At 60.8% G+C, this 20,238-nt stretch carries 18 protein-coding genes; 8 read left to right on the forward strand and 10 right to left on the reverse strand.

Translation table 11 applies throughout. The features are described 5' to 3' along the window. The first annotated feature begins 470 nt into the window (after positions 1 to 470). The 4 genes from CMC5_RS32115 to CMC5_RS43420 all read left to right on the forward strand — a co-directional run bounded on the left by CMC5_RS32115 (position 471) and on the right by CMC5_RS43420 (position 3,906). Complete coding sequence (locus tag CMC5_RS32115; protein ID WP_050433974.1) at positions 471 to 1,235, forward strand: SDR family oxidoreductase; 765 nt, start codon at positions 471 to 473, stop codon at positions 1,233 to 1,235. Between the two features lie 158 nt (positions 1,236 to 1,393). Continuing rightward, positions 1,394 to 1,615: a (2Fe-2S)-binding protein gene (locus CMC5_RS43415; protein WP_082362979.1), complete on the forward strand. Its 222-nt coding sequence runs from the start codon at positions 1,394 to 1,396 to the stop codon at positions 1,613 to 1,615. 209 nt (positions 1,616 to 1,824) lie between these two features. Continuing rightward, positions 1,825 to 2,295: a bacterioferritin gene (bfr, locus tag CMC5_RS32120; RefSeq protein ID WP_050433975.1), complete on the forward strand. Its 471-nt coding sequence runs from the start codon at positions 1,825 to 1,827 to the stop codon at positions 2,293 to 2,295. A gap of 252 nt (positions 2,296 to 2,547) precedes the next feature. Continuing rightward, entirely contained in the window at positions 2,548 to 3,906 is a 1,359-nt protein-coding gene (locus CMC5_RS43420) for a sigma-54-dependent transcriptional regulator (RefSeq protein WP_082362980.1), read from the forward strand. Between the two features lie 182 nt (positions 3,907 to 4,088). On the opposite strand, the gene CMC5_RS43425 is transcribed toward CMC5_RS43420, so the two are convergent. From CMC5_RS43425 to lepB, 4 genes are all read right to left on the reverse strand, one after another. Next, positions 4,089 to 4,757, reverse strand: a complete 669-nt coding sequence (locus CMC5_RS43425) for a sigma-70 family RNA polymerase sigma factor (protein ID WP_082362981.1) — start codon at positions 4,755 to 4,757, stop codon at positions 4,089 to 4,091. Beyond that, entirely contained in the window at positions 4,758 to 5,027 is a 270-nt protein-coding gene (locus CMC5_RS43430) for a hypothetical protein (protein ID WP_245677878.1), read from the reverse strand. It abuts the gene before it with no gap. Positions 5,028 to 5,097: 70 nt separating this feature from the next. Continuing rightward, on the reverse strand, positions 5,098 to 5,607 hold the full coding sequence (locus tag CMC5_RS45230) for a hypothetical protein (protein WP_156339019.1): 510 nt from the start codon (positions 5,605 to 5,607) through the stop codon (positions 5,098 to 5,100). 1,188 nt (positions 5,608 to 6,795) lie between these two features. Further along, on the reverse strand, positions 6,796 to 7,515 hold the full coding sequence (gene lepB / locus CMC5_RS43435; protein ID WP_245677886.1) for a signal peptidase I: 720 nt from the start codon (positions 7,513 to 7,515) through the stop codon (positions 6,796 to 6,798). Positions 7,516 to 7,764: 249 nt separating this feature from the next. Between lepB and CMC5_RS32140 the strand changes: the two genes are divergently transcribed. The 4 genes from CMC5_RS32140 (at position 7,765) to CMC5_RS32155 (ending at position 13,271) form a co-directional block, all read left to right on the forward strand. Then, on the forward strand, positions 7,765 to 8,508 hold the full coding sequence (locus tag CMC5_RS32140; RefSeq protein WP_050433979.1) for a shikimate dehydrogenase: 744 nt from the start codon (positions 7,765 to 7,767) through the stop codon (positions 8,506 to 8,508). Positions 8,509 to 8,726: 218 nt separating this feature from the next. Continuing rightward, complete coding sequence (locus CMC5_RS49280) at positions 8,727 to 9,824, forward strand: formylglycine-generating enzyme family protein (protein WP_218920107.1); 1,098 nt, start codon at positions 8,727 to 8,729, stop codon at positions 9,822 to 9,824. A 75-nt stretch (positions 9,825 to 9,899) separates the two neighbouring features. Continuing rightward, entirely contained in the window at positions 9,900 to 10,949 is a 1,050-nt protein-coding gene (locus tag CMC5_RS32150) for an arginine N-succinyltransferase (RefSeq protein ID WP_050433981.1), read from the forward strand. Between the two features lie 285 nt (positions 10,950 to 11,234). Then, positions 11,235 to 13,271: an FAD-dependent oxidoreductase gene (locus CMC5_RS32155; protein WP_050433982.1), complete on the forward strand. Its 2,037-nt coding sequence runs from the start codon at positions 11,235 to 11,237 to the stop codon at positions 13,269 to 13,271. A 30-nt stretch (positions 13,272 to 13,301) separates the two neighbouring features. Here the strand turns inward: CMC5_RS32155 and CMC5_RS32160 are convergent, their stop codons facing one another. The 6 genes from CMC5_RS32160 to CMC5_RS32185 form a co-directional block, all read right to left on the reverse strand. Next, the gene (locus tag CMC5_RS32160; protein WP_082362983.1) at positions 13,302 to 14,093 is read right to left on the reverse strand and encodes an ABC transporter ATP-binding protein; all 792 of its coding nucleotides are present in this window, start codon (positions 14,091 to 14,093) and stop codon (positions 13,302 to 13,304) included. 2 nt (positions 14,094 to 14,095) lie between these two features. Beyond that, positions 14,096 to 15,778, reverse strand: a complete 1,683-nt coding sequence (locus CMC5_RS32165; protein ID WP_245677888.1) for an ABC transporter permease — start codon at positions 15,776 to 15,778, stop codon at positions 14,096 to 14,098. Then, positions 15,762 to 17,417, reverse strand: coding sequence for a lysine--tRNA ligase (lysS, locus tag CMC5_RS32170; protein WP_050433984.1), 1,656 nt, complete (start codon positions 17,415 to 17,417; stop codon positions 15,762 to 15,764). The genes CMC5_RS32165 and lysS overlap by 17 nt, the downstream gene beginning before the upstream one ends. After that, positions 17,414 to 18,554 (reverse strand): peptide chain release factor 2 gene (gene prfB / locus CMC5_RS32175; protein ID WP_179955490.1). Its coding sequence is split into 2 segments (ribosomal slippage): positions 17,414 to 18,484 and positions 18,486 to 18,554, totalling 1,140 coding nucleotides; the frame shifts between segments, so codons are not numbered across the junction. Before prfB ends, lysS begins: the two co-directional genes overlap by 4 nt. Before the next feature lie 90 nt (positions 18,555 to 18,644). Further along, on the reverse strand, positions 18,645 to 19,118 hold the full coding sequence (locus CMC5_RS32180; protein WP_050433986.1) for a zinc/iron-chelating domain-containing protein: 474 nt from the start codon (positions 19,116 to 19,118) through the stop codon (positions 18,645 to 18,647). A gap of 112 nt (positions 19,119 to 19,230) precedes the next feature. Continuing rightward, positions 19,231 to 20,202, reverse strand: a complete 972-nt coding sequence (locus tag CMC5_RS32185; protein WP_156339021.1) for a LysR substrate-binding domain-containing protein — start codon at positions 20,200 to 20,202, stop codon at positions 19,231 to 19,233. Positions 20,203 to 20,238: the final 36 nt, after the last annotated feature.

Raw genomic sequence — 20,238 nt, forward strand, 5'->3', positions numbered from 1 at the left:
CCCGAACCGAGACCTCCGGCCCTTGTTTATCGGGAATCGTGTAGTCTCTGATGGCGATGAAGGACATTTCGGGACGGGAACTAGCTAGTTCCAGACCTTAAAAGCCCACATCTGACATCAAGGCCCCCCCAATTACCGCGAATTAGAAGGTAGAAATCTCAGTTCAGAAACTATTGAGATGGGGAATACTTGGGCAGCGACAACGCTTCGCTGTGCGTAGCGAAACATGGCCGCCTCCGCATCGAGATTCGGCTCAATCCTGTGCGGGTCACGGGAACTGAGTGTTTACGCTGCCTGAGGTCGGCGACCAGCCGTGAAACATGAGCAACAAGCGCTCCACCAGGTGCACGGAATGCGTGTCCAGCGCGACAAAATCAACAATCTTCGTCAGAAGATATGATACAGGCTGCGGAAGAACGCGGCAACGCCGTCATTGACTGCAAAACTGAGAAGGAAGAGGAGAGAAATAGATGCGACTGAACGACGCCAAGTTCATCATCACGGGTGCAGCCTCCGGCCTAGGTCGTCATTACGCGGTAAGGCTGGCTGAGGCAGGGGGCCAAGTTGTCGCGGGCGATGTCAATGAAGCTGGGCTTGCCTCTCTGGTAGAAGAGGGGAAAAGCCTACCCGGGAAAATTCATGCGAGACCATTGAATGTCGCCTCCGAAGGAGAGGTCGGCGAGTATGTAAGCTGGGCCAACGAAGCAATGGGGGGATTGAATGGTCTCGTCAACAACGCTGGAATTCTTCGAGATGGCCTGCTGGTGAAGAAAGATCGCAAGACCGGTGAGGTCTTGAAGATGAGTGCAGCGCAATGGCAGGCCGTAATCGATGTGAATCTGACAGGTGCGACATTCATCGCTCGGGACGTCGTTGCAAAGATGATTGAGACGAGCACGAAAGGTGTCATTGTCAACATCAGCTCCATCGCGCGTCACGGAAATAGGGGACAATCAAACTACACAGCCGCCAAGGCAGCCCTAGCCGCGAATACACGGACTTGGTCGCTTGAATTTGCACCTTTCGGAATTCGAGTCGCAGCGATTGCGCCTGGGATGATTGAAACTCCGATGACGCAAGGGATGAATCAAAAGGCTCGTGATGCTCTCGTCGCGAACATTCCGAGTGGACGCATCGGAGAACCGGAGGACATCTGGATCGCCGTCCGGTTTGCAATTGAATGTGATTACTTCAACGGGCGCTGCATCGATGTCGATGGTGGTCTCTCGATGTGAGCAAGAGACACCGGACACACACATTCACCCACGTTCACGCAGGGAACTTAGCTCACCTTTCCGTGTCACGAGGAGAGTAATCTCCGCTTGATCCGGGCGATATTGAAAGCTACGTTCAACTTCAAGCACTTGGCTCCGTAGCGAGGTGGTTTGAAGTCATGTACGTCTGCCTCTGCAATGCCGTCACGGACCACGAAATAAAAGATGCAATCGGAGGGGGGGCCTCAACCATGGCAGAGGTGATGAGGTGCACAAAAGCAGGAACTTGCTGTGGCTCTTGCCAGCCAACGATCGCTTTCCTGCTGGATACGACTTTTCTGGTGAAGCCTAAAACCAGACTTGTTGCCCCTGAGGAGCTAGAAAACTCTAGCGCAGCCTAGGTTCTAACTTCGCCCCTCAGCTCGCCGGACAGCTTGAGGCTATGCACGCCCGAGACGCTCCATTTCGGGACGTCGTGGTGGCTTGCTGCCTACCGCCTGTTTTTTCGTTGCGCTTACCCCGGCGAACGCACCATATGGCGTTTGGATCTCCGCACGGTGACACGATCCGTTGCGGAGGGTGGACGACCCAGGTTCGGTAAGAGGGTGCGATGAAGGGATCCAAAGAGGTCATCGATGCACTGAACGAGGTGTTGGCGGCAGAGCTCGTTGCCATCAACCAGTATTTCCTGCATGCAAAGATGTGCGAGAACTGGGGCTACATCACGCTTGCTGCTCACTCGCGCTCAGAGTCCATCGATGAGATGAAGCATGTCGAAACCATCGTCGACAGGATCCTCTTTCTCGAGGGGCTCCCCAACTTGCAACGCTTGGACACCTTGCACATCGGACAGACGGTTGTCGAGCAGTTCAAGAGTGATCTCGAACTGGAGTACCGCGCAGTAAAGCGGCTCAATGATTCGGTAGCGCTCTGTCGTGACAAAGGGGACCGGACAAGTGAAGAACTGCTGGCCGAGATTCTAGCGAGTGAAGAACAACACGTCGATTGGCTTGAAAAACAGCTTGGTCTAGTGGATCAGCTGGGCGAGCAGCAATATCTCGCTCAGCAGATTCGACAGTAGAACCCGCCTAAATCAGACGAGAGATGATGTTCGCCAAGGTTGGTAGTTCTTAGGCGCCGATGGCGCCAAGTCTGCCTTGGCGGAAGCAAGTCGAACTCCTCCTTCTTGCTGGGCGGGTGAGGAGTAAGTACGCAGTGAGGTCGCCCATCGATCTAGCTGTTGAGATAAGTTGGACGGCGGATAGGCCGCTCAGCCCCCAGAATCTCACTACTTAGGGGGGTTGCCGACGGGAGGGGCCGACGGGGGCGTGTGATGGCAAAGATTCTCATCGTTGATGATCAGCGAAACATGCGGACACTTCTCGCAATGTTGTTGCGAGGGGCAGGCTATGAAGTCGATGAGGCGACCAACGGTATCGAGGGCGCAGATCTAGGGGCCCGAGGTGCCTACGATGTCGTCCTCACCGACTTGCGCATGGGTGGCTCAGACGGTCTCTCTGTTCTGAGGGCAGTCAAGGAAGCCAATGCCATGACGGAAGTCATCGTCATGACCGCATATGGGACCATCGAGAGCGCCGTGGAAGCGATGCGCTTGGGTGCGTTTGATTATCTCCAGAAGCCGATAGAAGAACCTGAGCTTCTTCTGAAAGTGGAGCGCGCACTCCAAAATCGAAAACTGGCGGGAGAAGTCCAACTACTCGCAACCGAGTTCAAGGAACGTTATCGCTTCGAGAACATCATCGGTCGTTCGCAGCCGATACGAGATGTTCTAGCCCGGATTGTAAAAATCGCTCCAACAGATGCGACGGTGCTCATCACAGGAGAGAGTGGAACGGGCAAAGAACTCGTCGCGAAAGCCGTCCATGCGAATAGTCGGCGTTCAGATCGGCCCTTTGTTCCGATCAACTGTGCAGCCATTAGCGAAACACTGCTTGAAAGTGAGCTATTCGGTCATGCTCGCGGTTCCTTCACTGGAGCAGTTAGCGCTAGGAAGGGTTTGTTCGAGGAAGCGGATGGTGGGACATTCTTCTTCGATGAAATTGCCGAAACTCCGCTGACCTTTCAGGCAAAGCTGCTGCGCGCTATCCAGGAAAACGAGATTCGCCGAGTCGGCGAGAATAAACCTATCCATGTCGACGTCCGGATCATTGCCGCAACGAATCAAGAGTTGCTGAGCGCGGTTGCCGAAAAGCGCTTCCGACAAGACCTATATTATCGTCTCAATGTGGCACGATTCACTCTTCCGCCTTTGCGATCGCGTCGAGAAGATGTCCCCCTGCTGTTTGCGCATTTTCTGACAAAATTCAACCGGAAGATGAACTGTCGTGCTGTAGCAGGAGAGGGTGTTGTGGATGCGCTTTCTCAGTATGATTTTCCAGGGAACATCCGCGAACTGGAAAATATGGTCGAGCAGGCTGTGGCTCTTTCTGGAGGGGGAGTCATCACCGCCGACGATATCATTCCCTCGCCCACACAAACGCGACGAGCTGCAGATGGTGCAGGCCGCACGCTCGCAGATGTCGTTGACGCTGCAGAGAGACAAGCGATCGAGGCGGCGCTGCGTGAGACCGATGGCAACCGCGAGAAGGCCGCAGATGTCTTGGCAATCAGCGCGACGACCCTCTGGCGTAAAATGAGTCGGCTGGCAATCGTCTATCCGCCATCAGCTTAATTTCCAGAGAGATTTGAGGGGGGGAAGTTAACGACACCTCCTCTCTCAATGAGCTCTCGTGAGTTCGAACGGGGCGGAGTGATCTGCTCCCATGCTAGTTCAAGTGCTTAGATGCTATGCTGTCATGTTCAAGGGCGGGATCTAACCAGGAAGTCGGGAAGCTCGTCACCTACAGTAGCGCATCAATCGCTTTCTCTGAGCCTGCGACTCAGTGTCGCAATGGCCTGCGCATGAAGACGGCTTGCTCGGCTTTTGCTAATTCCGAGTTCTTGAGCGATGTGATCGAATCGTTCACCATCGTAATAATGGCGTTCGACCAGAGCTCGTTCGCGGTCGGGTAGTTCCTGCACCGCTCTCCGAAGCGTCACGGCCATTTCAGCCGCTACAGTTTGCTCTTCCGGATTGCCCCTCCCATCCGCAAGTCCGAGTCCTATACCCTCTCGAGCGACGGTCATTCCGAGCACCATCGCTGCGGCATGGCCGGCCAAGAGGTCACTGAACTGATTGGCAGCATCTCCAGACAACGAAAATGCCGCACCTTCATTTTCGTCAAATGCTTCAGCGAATCGGTCTGAAGCGCCTATCGCGCCAGCGCGGGCCGTCTCGAATAGCCACCGCCGTTCCTGCTTGACGCCATCAAGCATCGCCCAGTTGAGCTTTGCCCGTGCATACGTGGCGAAGCTCGAGCGGGTTGAATCATAGCTGCTAACGATTCTCGGCAATGCCGAATAGCCATAGGACGAAAGATCGTCCAAAGGAACTCTTTGCCCCAGCCTTCTTGCAAGACGGCGGGCGGCGATTCTCAGTAAGTTTACACCTTCGACGTACAGATGATGGTTTTCGGAAACCACTTAACCAACCTTCCAATTTTTGGAATCAGCTCTGTCCGGCGAATCACTTGTACCGTACCCACCTGGCACGATCCGTTCACCACTCTCATCCACATGTCGTGGATGCGCTTCGCGCAGCAGCTTCGCAGCCGTCGCGTCACGGCTCAGCAGTTCTGTCAGTTGCTCACGCATCCAGTCCAGATCCTGCGCCGAGAGCCGTCCCTCATAAGGCCGCACAGCGGCTTCAATCTGAGCGTTGATCCAGGGATCGTCCAAGGGAGGGTGCGGCATGGTGGTCCAGCATCCTAAACTATCCCTTGATCGCCGTCACCTCTTGTCAGAGTTTCCTCGGTCGAGATCCTCACTGCCCAGGATTCGGCTCCACGTTCAAGCACTTATCGAACGCCAGCACGGTCGTCGCTGCCAAGGCGCAAGCGATCGACTTGCGCTCGACGATCTTTCCGACGAGGGCATCTTCGCAACCTGCGATCCACTTATCGCTCATGCGGGCCGCAACATCAGCGATGTTCTTCTCTGCCTGTCCCCGCTGTGCCGAAGTCAGTTTACTACTCAGCTGCGCGACCTGGTCTGAGTGTGTCAATGCGGCCAGCTGTTTGCCCAGTTGCGCGCAGTCCCCACGCGACAAGGCGTAATCGTCGGGGATCGTGTCGTCTACCGCAGGCTTGGCCGACGGAGGCGTCTCTACCTCTTGCGACGCCTCGCCCTCGCTTTGCTCGACGCGCGGAGTCTCGTCACTTGGTTGCCGCTCTCCCACATCCGTTGGAGGTGGCGGATTCGACCCTCCACACCCGAGCGGGAGCGCCGCTCCCCCGATCACGATCGAGAGTACAAGAGCACCACGATTCATCATGCCATGAGGGTTGATCGGTTCTCCCCCTCATGTCCACAAGGCATGCTCTCACTCCTACCGCGGTCCGAGTGAGTCGCAGTCGACGCCGTTGCTCAAGACGCCAACCTTCCCCACCCACTCAGACCCCCCCGCGAAGCTCGACCACTTGCTTTGTTCGAACTCACAGGTCTGTACTTTGGCCGAGCTCGAATCGACGAGCTTCACCTCGTACCTTTCGCTCCGTTTCCCCTCTCTATCGCAACCGACACATGTTCCGGGACGCTTCAAAGTGACCTTTGGCCATACGGGAGTATCCTCGAGCACTGAACCGCTAGCCGTCACCACATCCTTGGCGGCCCATGCATTCATCTCATACTCGCATCGTTCCCCCATCACAGGCTCATCACGGAACTTCGGCTTGCACTCACGGCTCTCTTTGAATGTGCCATCCCCCTGGTCTTTTCGCCGGGTACTGCACTCTTCCCCCGCTTGAACTTGCTTCGTCGATCGAGTCTCCCTCCGTCGACTGATCTCCTTCACCCCCCCTGGCAACTCGTCGCACCATCCAGATTTGCGAACAGGACCGAAGGTCTCGATCTCGACACGACGTTCCCACGCATGCCCGACAACCTTGAAGCTCGCTGGCTTCGTCCAGAAGAGGAATGCACAAGCGAAGCCCAGGGCGCCGAGGCCCAGCACGACAGCCAGTGCAACGACGACAGAGAATGCCTTCTTCTTCGGTTGTGCTCCGCGCGGAGGAGCTGTCGCTCCAAACTCACGACGCGCATCCTGAACGCTCTCGATGCCAAACACTTGGCCCTCGTGGCGAACTTGGTCCGCGCGCATTCGCGCTTCTTGCGCAGCAGTAAGAGGCCCGCCGCAGTGAGTGCAGCAATTGGAGCGACGACTATTCCACGCCGAGCAGGCAGGGCAGCGAAGGTCTACACCCACGTGCTGATGTTCCTCCACGGCGACCTTCTCCTGCTCGGAAGGGAAGTACCGCGCGGCAGCATCCTGCGGAGCTCCACAACTGGCGCAGAAGCGATGGGTCAGTCCTAGGAGTTTTTTCTGGCCGCAGTATCTGCAGTCCCAGAGCATTTCATATGTCTTCTCGGTAGCCGAGCCGCTCATTGGAGCATGCTACTCCACCTATCGGCACCCTGGACGATCAGAGGCTTCGTTTTGAACGCCTCCTGCGTGCTTTACCCGCTAGTGCGCTGCTGCAGAAGGAAGCGAGGCACCTCGAACAGCGCCCCGCTCAGGGCGCGCGTCGATGGCTTGCAACAAGCGACCAGCGTCCAGCCCGGCGCCTTCACGGTGGTGGTACAACACTCCGACCACCCTCCCCCGAACCAGGTGCCTTGGAACTGGACCGATCTCGCGGCTATCGAGGGAGGCAGCGCGGTTGTCACCCATCATGAACACATGCTCGGGTGGAACCACCACGGGACCGAACGCAGCAAGGTCCACCGAACCCGCGGCATGCGCCAGAGGTCCGAGATGCTCCAGAAGTTGACCATCTCCCAGCACCTCCAGCGTCTGTGGAGCACCGTCGATCAGCAACACGCCTGATTGCACGGCTACAGTCTGCCCAGCAACAGCGACGACCCTCTTGACCAAGGGTACTGCTCCACCGCGCGGATCCGAAAACACCACCACGTCGCCAGAACGAGGCCCTTCGCCTTCCAGAAGGTACCGGCTCGTGAAAGGCAGCCTCAGACCATACGACAGTTTGTACACGAAGATGCGATCGCCCGGAGCGATGGTCGGCCACATCGAACTCGTAGGGACGTGGTATTGATCCGCCACAGTCGTGCGCAAAAGCGTGAGTGCCATGGCCAGCAGGATCGCGCGGGTCGCTATCCAGCGCAGGCCGGGAAGCCACTGACGGATCCGATCACCGACGCCGAGCCGAACCGTGAGTTCCACGGGGGCAACCTCGGAAGCGCTGGAGGACACCGCTCCAGCAATTTCAGTCAGCTCATCAGCTTGACCGGGGCCACCGTGTTTGAACATCGGGATTACCCTGAGTAGCATCCTCCGAGTACCTAGGCCAGCCTGTACACCATGGCTGAGCCCCTCTCGCCTGCTGCTCTCACGCCCTCGACGGCAAATCTCTCCAGGCCACTTTCTATCTGCGGCTCCCTTTCACTCCACCCTGTTCCAACGGGCGCGGTCATGCATCACGCTGGCTACCGTGCGCTTGGCCTGCCATTCACCTATTTTCCGTTCAAAGTGACAAATCTTGCGGACGCCATGCGAGGCATGCGAGCCCTGGGGATCCGAGGGCTCGGCATCTCCATGCCCTTCAAACAGGCCGTCATCCCGTTGCTCGACGAGATCGAACCGATGGCCTCGCGCATCGGTGCAGTGAATACAGTGGTCAACGAGAATGGACGACTCATCGGCCACAACACGGACTGGCGCGGTGCAGTGCTCGCCCTCGAGGAGGCCACCTCTCTTCGGAGCCGTCGCGTGCTCCTGCTCGGCGCGGGCGGTGCCGCACGGGCGATCGCCTTCGGCCTCTGCGAACGCGGGGCCGAACTCACGATCGCGAACCGCGATGCTTCCAAAGCCGAGCAGCTCGCAGCGGAGTTCGGCTGCACTGCAGCTCCCCTCCTCGACGTCTTTCAGAACGATTACGAAGTAATTGTCAATGCCACTTCGCTGGGCATGAACAATGTCGACGCAAGAAGCCCTGTTCCAGAAGATGTGCTGAATGCTGGGCGAGTCGTCATGGACATCGTTTACAACCCTCTGAGTACCGAGCTCTTCAAGGCAGCTCACCGACGCGGAGCCACAGCGATCCATGGCGGGCGCATGCTACTTCATCAGGCCGCAGAGCAGTTCCGTCTCTACACCGGGCAGCAGGCGCCACTCGGTGCGATGGACGAGGCTTTGAGAACGCAGCTCGTCGACTGATGCGGCAGCCTCAGCCATCCCAAAGCCATCATCTGCACGATGTAGCTCCGGATGGGGGCCTGTCCATCGTCACCTTGTTGATGCTCCTGCTCACCTGTTGTCATGAGCAGCTGCCCGACGGCGTCTCGGCTGTCCCTCTTACAGCGCCATTCATACCTGCTCTCATTGAAGAGAAAGAGCTACGCTCTCTCCCCGCTCACGCCTCAACCCCTCCCGACATGGTGGAAGTCAAAGAGGGGATGTTCCTCATGGGCTCACGCATTTCCGAAGGATGCCCAGAAGAGCGTCCGATGCACGAGGTCGGTGTCGGCGCCTTTTTTCTCGATCGAACCGAGGTAACGGCGAGCGCGTACGATGCCTGTGTCCAGGCGGGCGGCTGCACGCCCATGCTGGGCTCCAGCTTTCTGTGCAATGGCCCCACCAGTGGAAGGGGCGATCATCCTGCCAACTGCGTCGACTTCTCTCAGGCCGAAGCCTACTGCCGCTTCGTGGGTAAGCGCCTGCCAAGTGAGCGCGAGTGGGAGTATGCGGCACGCGGAGGCTCTGAACTCCGACGTTTCTCTTGGGGAGACGAGCCGCCGGACAGTCAGCGCGCCTGCTACAATCACCCGGGTACTTGCCCCGTAGGCAGCTTTCCCGAGGGCGCCTTCGGTCTCCTCGACATGTCCGGGAATGTCTGGGAGTGGACATCGACCTGGTTCGGCGCATACCCCAACGAACACACCTCCGGGACCCACCGTGTCTACCGCGGCGGCAGCTTCAGTCGTCGTTTTCCCAAGTGGCTCCGAAATGCGCTACGGAACCGCTATCAAGCGCATGAGTGGAGTGCCTCCCTTGGCATGCGCTGCGCCCGCACCATCTCCCCTGTTCGATGTCCCGCCAGCACGGAGCACCGCCCAAGTCACGACGCTGAAGGCCCCCCCAGCTGCGAGCGCGTCAGCGGTATCCCCACGTGTGAACCAGGCATGGAGTGGACGGGCGAGCGCTGCGCCCTCATCGCGGCTCCCCATCTGATGCCAGCTTCCTATGTTGGTCCCCGGAATGAACAACGATCCACCCAGACCAAGACTCGAGGAAACGATCTCCCGAAAGGCGCCCTCCCCTCTCTGGCCGAAGCCGCTACCCAAGAAACAGACACCGTTGTCAGAGTGCGTACACCTACCCACGATGACGACTGCAAAAGGCACTACCCAGGCACTCCCACCGCTTACCAGTTCAAGGGGGGCACATTTCATGGCCGCAACCCCATGATCCGTGCGGGTGGATGCGTCCGCCGTGACATGGGAGAACACTGGACGAGCGCATGTTGCCCCTGAGGAGCATCGACGCATCTTTCTCGAAGATGTTCGAAGCGTGGCCAAGCGCTAGCCGCACGCGTAGGCTGCGACCGCATGATCTCGTTTGAGATACGGGCAGCCATCCCGGGTGACGAGGAGCAGTTGCTCGCGGTCGCACGCCACCTGAACTCGGTCAACCTCCCGAACGATCGGGACGCTATCCACGAAATTGTGGAGATGAGCCACCGGAGCTACAGCGGGGCCATCGAGAACCCCCGACTTCGACAGTATGTGTTCGTGCTCGTCGACGTCAGCGAAGGGACACCCCCTGGTGGGACGATCATCGGCACCTCCATGCTGATCTCTCAGCTCGGGCGGCGCGATGCTCCATACATCTACTTTGATGTCCTTGATGAGGAACGATACTCCGCGACCATCGACAAGCATTATCACCACACGGTGCTGCGCATTGGCTACTCGTACAATGGCCCCACGGAGATTGGCGGACTCGTTCTCATGCCGTCCTATCGGCAGCGTCCCGAGAAGCTGGGCACGATGATCTCGTACGTGCGCTTTCTGTACCTCGCCGCGCACCGGGATCTCTTTCAGGACGAGATCTTGGCGGAACTCCTTCCGCCGCTCGAACCAGACGGCACCAGCCATCTCTGGGAGGCACTCGGCCACAAGTTCGTCGATCTCAGCTATGCGGAGGCAGATCGTCTCTCGAAGAAAAACAAGGAGTTCATCAAGGGCCTCTTTCCCGAAGGAACGATCTACGCCTCACTTCTTCCTGAGAATGCGCAGCGGGTCATCGGCAAAACGGGCATGCAGACACGAGGTGTCGAGAAGCTTCTACGTCGCATCGGCTTCCGCTACGCCCACCGCGTGGACCCCTTCGACGGTGGACCACACTACACAGCCCGCATGGATGAGATCACCCTGATCCAGGAGACCCGACACGGCCGGGTCACGCATTCCTTTGCCCCCACCCCGGCAGACCGACAGGCCCTCATCGCGACCGAACAACCCGAGGCTCCTTATTTTCGCGCTGTCCTGGCTGCCTATCGCGCAGATGGCGCGGGCGGGCTCGCCATTGCAAAGGAAGCATGGGAGCACCTGCATCTCCAGCCCGCTGCGCCCGTCGTCATTCTCCCCATTCCATGACCCTCTGAAACGCGACGCACTCCCGCACCGCGTTCTCCGCCTAGCGCCCCGGAAGTCCACGTCCGGACGAGAGCGCAAACGCGCCCGAGCTCCTCGAATCCCGTAGAGCAGCGACCATTCTGAGTGCGTCCTCATGCGGCTTGGCCAGAGCGGCGCAGGTCCGCTCGTCCACTTCGTCCAGCTCACAACACTGATCTCTTTGAAGAACAAGGGTGCCACCAACTCGATCATCAATTATTCTACAGATACAGAACGACAATAACTCACAGATCATGCGGTGAACCCATGACGATGCAGCTGGAAACGAACCAGACGGTCCCTGGCGAGTCCGAGCGCTCCCATCCCCTTGTCGATACCGACAGCACCAAGCGGGCCCGACGAGCACAGGAGGGGACCCTCACCGAGAGAGAGACCCGCATCGTCGCAGCCATTGCCGAGGCGGCCATGCCCCCAGGCGAAATCCTCCCAGGAGCTGGCGCACCGACTGCGATGGCTCTGGCAGCCTGGCTGGCGGACGTCCCGACGCACATCGCGGGCGGTTTCAGGGCCATGCTCTGGAGCGTCGAGCTCGCCACCATGGCGACTCGCCTCCGCCCCTTCTCCGCATTGCCGCTCGAGCAGCGGATGAACCTGCTCTCCACCTGGGAGCAACGCCGCTCCCCCGCTCTCCGCACTGCGCTTCGCGCGCTCCTTATCCCGTTGAAGCTACTTCACTACGAACGCGCCGAAATGTTCCGGCATGTTGGTTGCCGAATCGAGCTGCCATCGATCCGTGATGAGCACCCTCGCTGGCTGTCTCAGGTGATGAATGGCCGGGAGGTCGACGAAGACCTCGACATCGAGTGCGACGTCGTTGTGGTCGGTAGCGGCGCCGGTGGAGCACCTGTCGCTCATGAGCTGGCGGCGAAGGGCCATGCGGTCCTCTTGCTCGAAGAAGGCGACTTCCATCGCCGCTCCGCTTTCAATGCTCGGGCTGCACGCGCCCACCGCCTTCTCTACCGTGACCAAGGAATGACGGTATCCATCGGGAACCTCGGGATTCCCATTTTCTCAGGAAAAGCCGTCGGAGGAAGTACAGCGATCAACTCGGGTACCTGCTATCGGGCCTCCGAACCAACCTTCGCGTCATGGCGCGAAGAGCTCGGACTGCCTGAAGAGTTCTCCTCGAAGGGCATGGCCCCCTATTACGAACGCGTGGAGAGGATGCTGCAGGTCGCGCCAGCGAACCCCCTCCACTTGGGCGCCATCGCGCCGATCATCCAGCGCGGCGCAGACCACCTCGGTCTCCACCACGCTCCCCTGCTGCGCAATGCTCCAGACTGTGACGGACAGGGTGTTTGCTGCTTCGGTTGCCCGACAGGGGCGAAGCGCTCGACGGATGTGAGCTACGTTCCAGCTGCCCTTCTCAAAGGGGCGCAGCTCGTCACGGCAGCTCATGTCGACCATATCGACATCATTGGCGGCCGCGCGCGCGGTGTCACAGCCACCCTGCTCGGCCCCCACCCGCACTCCACGGGTGGCCGCCGTCCTCGGCTGACGGTTCGCTCTCGAGCCGTCGTCGTCGCCTGCGGCACCTTGCTGTCTCCCCTGCTGCTTCAGCGAAGCGGCGCCTGTCGAAGCAGCAAGATGCTCGGCAAGAACCTTTCCATCCACCCCGCGAGCAAGGTCATGGCCATGTTCGACGAACGCATCGAGCAATGGACCGGGATCCCTCAGGGGTACACCATCGATCACTTTGCCGAAGCCGGCCTGATGTTCGAAGGCAGCTCAGTTCCACTCGACATCGCGGCCATTGGCATCCCCTGGACAGGGAAACGATTCACCGAAATGATGGAGCGCTATCCTTACCTGGCCACGTTCGGCTTCATGATCAAGGACACGAGCCGAGGTGAAGTACGAGCTGGTCTCGGCGGCTCTCCCTTCATTCGCTACAACATGAACCGCCGCGATCTCGAGCTGATGCAACGTGGCTTCACGATCCTGAGCGAGGTGTTCCAAGCCGCCGGCGCCCGACGAGTCCTCCCACTCATCGCGGGTCATGATGAGGTGAACACTCCTGAAGCCCTGGCGCAGCTCCGGTCAGCTCGGATTCGGCCCGGCGATTTCGAGGTCACCGCTTACCATCCGCTCGGAACCTGCAGCATGGGGCTAGACCCCGCGACTTCCTGTATTGGCCCGGACCATCAAACACACGACGTCAGCAACCTGTATGTCTGCGATGGCAGCGCGGTCCCAACATCCCTTGGCGTGAACCCGCAGCTCACCATCATGGCAATGGCGATACGTGCTGCGGAGATCATCGATACACGGCTCGACGGCTGATACCAGCCGACGGCACCATCGCCGCCCTCTTCAAGACGGGACAGCGCTGACAGTTCCCTCTCCATCTTCAGAGAGCGCAGCTCGAGCAGGGGACTCAGGTTCTGAAGCCTGACTCGCTCCAGGACGCTGGTCGGCACGACGCTCGTCGGCCTCGATTCGTCCATCGCGCATCCGAACGACCCGAGGCATCGACTCCGCAAATGCCATATTGTGTGTGACCACCACAATGGTGGTTCCGTGCTTCCGGTTCACATCGAAGAAGAGCTGATGCATCGCCTCGCTCGTCTTCGTGTCCAGATTCCCTGTTGGCTCATCCGCCAGGATCAGCTTTGGAGAGAGGACCAACGCACGGGCCAGCGCCACGCGTTGCTGCTCGCCACCGGACAGCTCACCCGGTCGATGAGACGCCCGCTCAGCGAGCCCGACCTCCGCCAGCAGCGAGTTCGCCAAAGGTTCCAGTTCCTTCCGACTCCGTCCCTGGATCATGCCCGGCATCATCACGTTCTCGAGGGCATTGAATTCGGGCAACAGGTGATGGAACTGAAACACGAACCCGATCATGCGGTTGCGGATCGCTGCCAGCTTCGAGCTGGAGAGGCTGGTCAGCTCCTCACCACCCAGCGAGATCTTCCCACTCGTGGGGAGATCGAGTGTCCCGATGCAATGCAGGAAGGTGCTCTTCCCTGCTCCCGACTGGCCGACCATGGCCACGATCTCTCCCTGATCGATGGTGAGATCGATGCCACGAAGAACATGGAGCTCGCGCCCCATGTGAACGAACATCTTGCGGAGATCTTGGACGACGACGAGCGGAGTTCCCATGGCTACTCGTAGCGGAGGCCGTCGACCGGGGAGAGCCGCGAAGCCGCCCGCGCCGGGTAGATCGTCGCCACCGTGCAAATCACGAGAGCTGCCAGTGCGACGAGCGCATAGTCCACGCCGTTCACATTCACGGGCAGCCGGTCAATGTAATAAACGTTGGGATCGAGGCGGACACCAAACCATGACAGGCCGAGGCAGGTGGCCAGCGCAGTCCCGACGCCGAAGATGGTTCCGATGGCACCGATGATCACGCCTTCCAGCATGAAGATCCGCATCACGGCTCCGTCGGAGGCGCCCAGGGCTTTGAGAATCGCTATCTCCTTGCCCTTCTCCGTGACCATCAGAAGCAATGTGCAGACGATGCAAAAGCTCGCCACGGCGATGGCGATCGACAGAATCACGAAGGTCGCCACCTTCTCCAGCTTCAAGGCGCTGAAGAGGTTACGGTTCATCTCGACCCAGTCACGCACGACCAGCCCAGAACTTTCGGCTACCTTGTCCACCAGAGGTCGAATCTCTGCGACACGCTCGGGATCGGGCACATGAATGTCGATGCGAGAGATCTTCTCTCCCAGACTGAAGAACTTCTGTGCCTCCCCCATCAAGACATACGCATGTGTGGCATCATAATCGTACATGCCACTGTAAAAGATCGCCGCTACCCGAAATTTGCGGGATTTCGGCATCACCCCCGTCGGACCGAGCTCCCCGATTGGCGAGAGCAGCGTCACTTCTTCGCCGACGAGCACGTGTAGTGATTTCGCCAGCTCACGACCGATGATGACCGAGGGATAGACGCGAGCTTGCTTGCGCAGAAACTCCTTCACCGTCGGGTCTACGTCGTTGTTGAAGCGGACATCAGGCCCTTTGAAATACGGCTCTCCTCCTGGGCCTCGCCCGATGACTTCATCGGCTGGCAAATCGACAAGTCGTTCGGGCTCGGTGAGATACTCGAAGCGACCGACCTCAATGTTGTTTTTGAGGTCGATGACCTGACCGATCGTCTCCGGATCGATCCCGCGAACCAGCGCACCTGCTGTGTTCGAGGAACTCGAACCCATCGCATCACCAGCCACGATGGGCGTCGCTGCGCCGCCCACAGGTCCGAGAGCGACCCGAAGCTCGGTGAGGCGTTCTTCCCAGTCTTCAAAACCGCCCGAGCGCGGTGCTTCCACGACGATGTGGGCGTTGTTGTTCAGAATCTTGCGCTTCAGATCAGCCCCGAAGCCACCCATGATGCTCGTCACCGAGCAGAGCGCGCACGAGCTGACCCCCACTCCCGCCATCGACAGCACGGAGATCACCGTCAGAAAGCCGCTCTTCGTTGCCCGCACATGCCGCGCGCCGACATAGGATGTGAAGCTCCGCCGTTCCAGCGCGTCGAGGATCACTGGCAGCAGCGCAGCGAGCGCTATCAGCAGAAACACCGTCCCCGAGACGAGCGCACCACCTCGGATGAGTTCGTGCCGGAGCACGGGAGGAGCCGAGCCACGCGGAACAGGAAGGCGCGAGGCCATGCTCGAGAGCAGGAGGAACCCTCCGCCGAGCAGCCCGCCGAACCACCAGAAGATCGCCCGCGGCAGGCTCTGACGCATGCGACGGATGCCACGGAGCACGAGCAACGCGCTCACCAGCAGAACGACTGCGACGAAGGCGATGTAGAGGGGTTTAGGGAGCGGCGCCAATCGCTTCGGGCCTCAGGAGGGGAAAGAGGATCACGTCCCTGATCGACGACGAACCCGTGAGGAGCATGACCAGCCGATCGACACCCATACCAAAGCCAGCGGCGGGCGGCATGCCGTGCTCCAGCGCGCGGATGTAGTCCGCGTCGTAATCCATCGTCTCTTCCGCCCCACGCGCCTTTTTCTCGACCTGGGCGCGGAAACGCGCATCCTGGTCCTCTGGATCGTTGAGCTCGCTGAATGCGTTGCAGAGCTCGCGACCATCGATGAACAGCTCGAACCGATCGACGAGGGAAGGCTCAGCGTCCTTCTTCCTCGCCAGCGGCGACACCTCGAACGGATAGTCGATGATGAACACGGGCGCGCTCTTGGTGCCGTCGGGGTTCCGGTAGTCCCGGGTGAGGAACGGCTCGGCCAGATACTCGTACGCGCAGAACATGCGCTCTCCTGGCGTCTCGCACTTCTTGGCGCCGGACCTAAAATTCGCCCAGTCGATCTCGCGCCCTTTCGCCTTGGAGGCCTTCGCCCACTCCTTGATCGGAGCGTCGTCCGCCGTCACCCGCTGGGTCACGTCGACGGGCAGCCCCGCCGCCTCTGCCGCTCGCGCGAGCGCCTCCGACATGGGAATGCGCACGAACCGCTCGAAGGACCACGTCCGCGACGCCGCCCATGCAGCGTGCTCCGCTGGCATCTTGTGAGCAAGCTTGGCGTCCACGTGCCGCAGCATCGCCTCCGTGAGATCCATCAAGGTCTCGTACGTGGCGTATGCCTGGTAGAACTCCAGCATCGAGAATTCGGGGTTGTGCCGCGTCGACAGCCCCTCGTTGCGATAGCAACGCGCAATCTCGTACACCCGCTCGAAGCCGCCCACCAGCAGACGCTTCAGGTACAGCTCCGGCGCGATGCGCATGAAAAGCTGCATATCGAGCGCGTTGTGATGCGTCAGGAAGGGGCGAGCCGCCGCCCCCCCGATGATCGAGTGCATCGTCGGCGTCTCTACCTCCAGGAAGTCCCGCTCGTCGAAGAACTCCCGGAGCCCTGAGACGATGGCGGTCCGGGCACGGAACACCGAGGCCACCGGCGGATTGGCGACGAGATCCACGTACCGCATGCGGTAGCGGGACTCGACGTCCTTGAAGCTCGTCTTCGTGGGGAGCGGCCGGTATGCCTTCGTCAGCATCCGGATCGCCTCGGCACGGATCGAGAGCTCCCCCTTGTTGGTCGCCATCGCCTTGCCGTGCGCCTCGACCAGGTCTCCCAGGTCGAGATCATCCAGCCGATCCCACCCGTCCAGGGTCCCCTGCTCGCAGTAGAGCTGAAGCTCACCCGTCCGGTCTCGGAGGCGGATGAAGACCACCCCGCCGAAGGACCGCAGGAAGAGGATTCTCCCTGCGACCCGGAACGGGACGGCCTCCACCAAGGTCGCATCGTATCGTCCCCCCTCGCCGCGGACGCTCTCGAAGCGCGCCCGCACGGCGGCGAGATCCACCAGCTTCTCGCCGGTGGTGACGTCGTTCGCGAACGGGTTCTCCCCCCGCTCGCGCACCCGCGCGGCCTTGGCCTTCCGGGCAGCGATCAGTGCAGCCTCGGCGGCATGCGCCTCGGCCTCGTTACCCGGCTTTCCGCCTCCCTCACGACTCACAGACCATCCTCCTCGGTCCCACCACCCTTACGAAGTGTCCCACCTGCAGCAGCGAGCAAGTAGCTCTCGACGAAGCCGTCGAGATCTCCATCGAGCACCGCCTCCACGTTGCTCGCGTCGGTGCCTGTACGCACGTCCTTCACCAGCCGGTAAGGGGCGAGGACGTAGTTGCGGATCTGGCTACCGAACTTGATCTCGCTCTTCAGCGCGTTCATCGCAGCGACCTCGGCGTCACGCTTGGCCAGCTCCATCTCGTAGAGCTTCGCCTTCAGCACCTTCATCGCCATCGCTCGGTTCTGGTGCTGGCTGCGCTCGGCACGACAGACGATGTTGAGCCCCGTGGGGAGGTGACGGAGCCTCACGGCGGTCTCCACCTTGTTCACGTTCTGTCCCCCCTTCCCACCGGCACGCATCGTGGTGATCTCGATGTCTTTCTCGTTCACCTGGATGTCGATGGCGTCGTCCGTGTCGGGCGTGACCTCCACCGCAGCAAACGCCGTCTGGCGCGTGTGATCCGCGTTGAAGGGGCTCATGCGCACCAGCCGATGCACCCCGTTCTCGGAGCGCATGTAGCCGTAAGCCGAATCGCCAGTCACCGAGAAGGTGACCGCATCAATCCCGGCCTCGTCACCCTCCTGGAAGTCCAGGATCTCGGTCTTGTAGCCGCGCCGTTCACAGAAGCGGAGGTACATGCGCATCAGCATCGACGCCCAGTCCTTCGCGTCCGTGCCACCAGCTCCTGGATGGATGCTGACGATGGCATTGCCACGATCGGCTGGACCGGACAGCATCCGCTCCACCTCCGCCTTGCGGAGCCGGAGATCGATCGCTTCCGCCTGCTTCGCTGCGTCGGCGAGGACACTCTCGTCCCCCTCGCTGGCACCCAGCTCGAAGTACTCCGCCAGGTCGTCGATCTCCTGGCCGAGCTTCTGACTCAGCTCGAGCTTGGACTCTACCTGCGCACGCCTCCGGAGGACGGCCTGGGCCTTCTCGTTGTCGTTCCAGAACCCGGACGCAAGCGTCGTCTGGGTCAGGTCCTGGAGCATCCTTTCAAGTTTAGGGACGTCAAAGATGCCCCCTTAGCGCATCATGGCGCCTTTTGAGGTCGACGATTTTGTCGCGGGTCTCGGACAGCATGGCCGGGGGATCTATTCCATCCGGTGAAGAAGCGCCAGCTCCAGCGCACGCCTCCCCAGCCCACGACCTCGAAGAGGCCGCGGCGCTGCATCAGGGATCGAGATCCTGCCGGATGGTCGTACGCAGCGCGGACAGGGAGGCTTTCAGCGTCTCGATCTCGCGCTGACGCTCGGGCTGGACGAGCCCATCGTCCATCATGTCCAGATACGCCCGAGCGTCGTCCCAGAGCGGCCGCGCCCGCGCTCCGGCTGGGACCTGACGACGCAGCGCGGCCGTCATTTCGCGTACCCGCATCACGCGCTCGTGCGCTTCTCCGAGCGACACCTCACCCCCTGTGTACCGCTGGAGCAGCCCGCACTCGTAGGTCCCGCAGACCTTGGGTCGTGTTGCGTACACCCCGCAGACGGCCCCGTCCTGTCGCGGACAGGGCAACCGGAAGGCGTCGTACACCGGAGTCTGGATCAGCGGCAGCCGCAGGCGCTCCGCCAGCGGCAGCTCTGGCTCTTCCAAGGGCGCGATATCGAACAACAATCCCGTACAGCACAGACCACAGATCACGCACACGTCGGATCCGCTCGGCCTCGCCTGGACACCAACCCCTGGTTCGGGTGCGCCCGGGCGATCGGCTTCGGATGGGTACGGGGAACTCGAACCAACCTGGCTCACGACGTGCAGTCTACACGCCCCCGAGCGCTTTGCCCTTACTTCGCCTGGGCAGGCAGGCCTGGAGGCGCGGTTCGAGCGCCTGGTAAACCTCTCTCAACGTCGCCGAGAGCGCCCGCAGACTTCGCTCTCGAGGAGAGCTGCTCCGCCACAGCAGCGCGACCGTCCTTCCTGGCGCCGGTGCCACGAGCGTCCGGATGGCAAGATCGCCATGACGGTTCTCCGTGGGCAGCGACAGCAGCGGCAGGAGCGTCACCCCTGCCCCCGCAGCGGTCATCTGCACCAGCGTGGGCAAGCTCGTCGCCCGCAGCTCGGCCTCCTTTGCCCTGGCCTCCGCGCAAAATGGCAAGGCTTGCTCCCGGAAGCAGTGACCATCCTCCAGCAGCAGCACCGTCGCCCCGGACAGCTCCTCGATCTCCACAGGCCCGTCCCTCTGCGCCAGCGGATCTCCTTTCGCCATGGCCAGGACGAACGGGTCTCGCCCCAGGATCTCCTGCGCCATGTCCCCCAGATCGGGCTCCAGCGCCAGCAAGGCCGCGTCGAGCTCCCGTGCCCCGAGGAGGCCCCGGAGGACCGCCGTCTTTTCTTCGATCCAGGTCACCCCGAGGTCCGGATGGCGAACCCGCAGCGCCGGGACGAACTCTGGCAGCAGGTAAGGGGCCATCGTGGGGATCACCCCGATCCGTAGCTTACCCACCAACGGCTCTCCCAGCTGCACGGCCATGTCGAGCAGCGCGTCGGCCGCCAGCAGGATCTGCCTCGCATGCCCGAGCAGCTCTTCTCCCGCCGCCGTGGGCACCACCCGTCTCCGATCCCGCTCGAAGAGAGTCACCCCCAGCATCTCTTCGAGCTGCGCGATCTGAGCGCTCAGCGAGGGCTGAGACACATGACAGAGCGCCGCCGCCCGGTGGAAGTTGCGCGTCTCGGCGACCGCGAGCGCGTACTGCAACTGCCGTAGCGTGAACGGGTGCGGTGCGTGGCGCACGATAGGCTCACCCTATCACGACGATTGGCTTCTGGT

Origin of the sequence: Chondromyces crocatus (assembly GCF_001189295.1) — a bacterium.
Classification (GTDB): domain Bacteria; phylum Myxococcota_A; class Polyangia; order Polyangiales; family Polyangiaceae; genus Chondromyces; species Chondromyces crocatus.

Coding starts and splice junctions, on each gene's coding strand:
- CMC5_RS32115 (WP_050433974.1), top strand. CDS start 471: ATGCGACTGAACGACGCCAAGTTCATCATCACGGGTGCAGCCTCCGGC.
- CMC5_RS43415 (WP_082362979.1), top strand. CDS start 1,394: ATGTACGTCTGCCTCTGCAATGCCGTCACGGACCACGAAATAAAAGAT.
- bfr (WP_050433975.1), top strand. CDS start 1,825: ATGAAGGGATCCAAAGAGGTCATCGATGCACTGAACGAGGTGTTGGCG.
- CMC5_RS43420 (WP_082362980.1), top strand. CDS start 2,548: ATGGCAAAGATTCTCATCGTTGATGATCAGCGAAACATGCGGACACTT.
- CMC5_RS43430 (WP_245677878.1), bottom strand. CDS start 5,027: ATGCCGCACCCTCCCTTGGACGATCCCTGGATCAACGCTCAGATTGAA.
- CMC5_RS45230 (WP_156339019.1), bottom strand. CDS start 5,607: ATGATGAATCGTGGTGCTCTTGTACTCTCGATCGTGATCGGGGGAGCG.
- CMC5_RS32140 (WP_050433979.1), top strand. CDS start 7,765: ATGCATCACGCTGGCTACCGTGCGCTTGGCCTGCCATTCACCTATTTT.
- CMC5_RS49280 (WP_218920107.1), top strand. CDS start 8,727: ATGGTGGAAGTCAAAGAGGGGATGTTCCTCATGGGCTCACGCATTTCC.
- CMC5_RS32150 (WP_050433981.1), top strand. CDS start 9,900: ATGATCTCGTTTGAGATACGGGCAGCCATCCCGGGTGACGAGGAGCAG.
- CMC5_RS32155 (WP_050433982.1), top strand. CDS start 11,235: ATGACGATGCAGCTGGAAACGAACCAGACGGTCCCTGGCGAGTCCGAG.
- CMC5_RS32160 (WP_082362983.1), bottom strand. CDS start 14,093: ATGGGAACTCCGCTCGTCGTCGTCCAAGATCTCCGCAAGATGTTCGTT.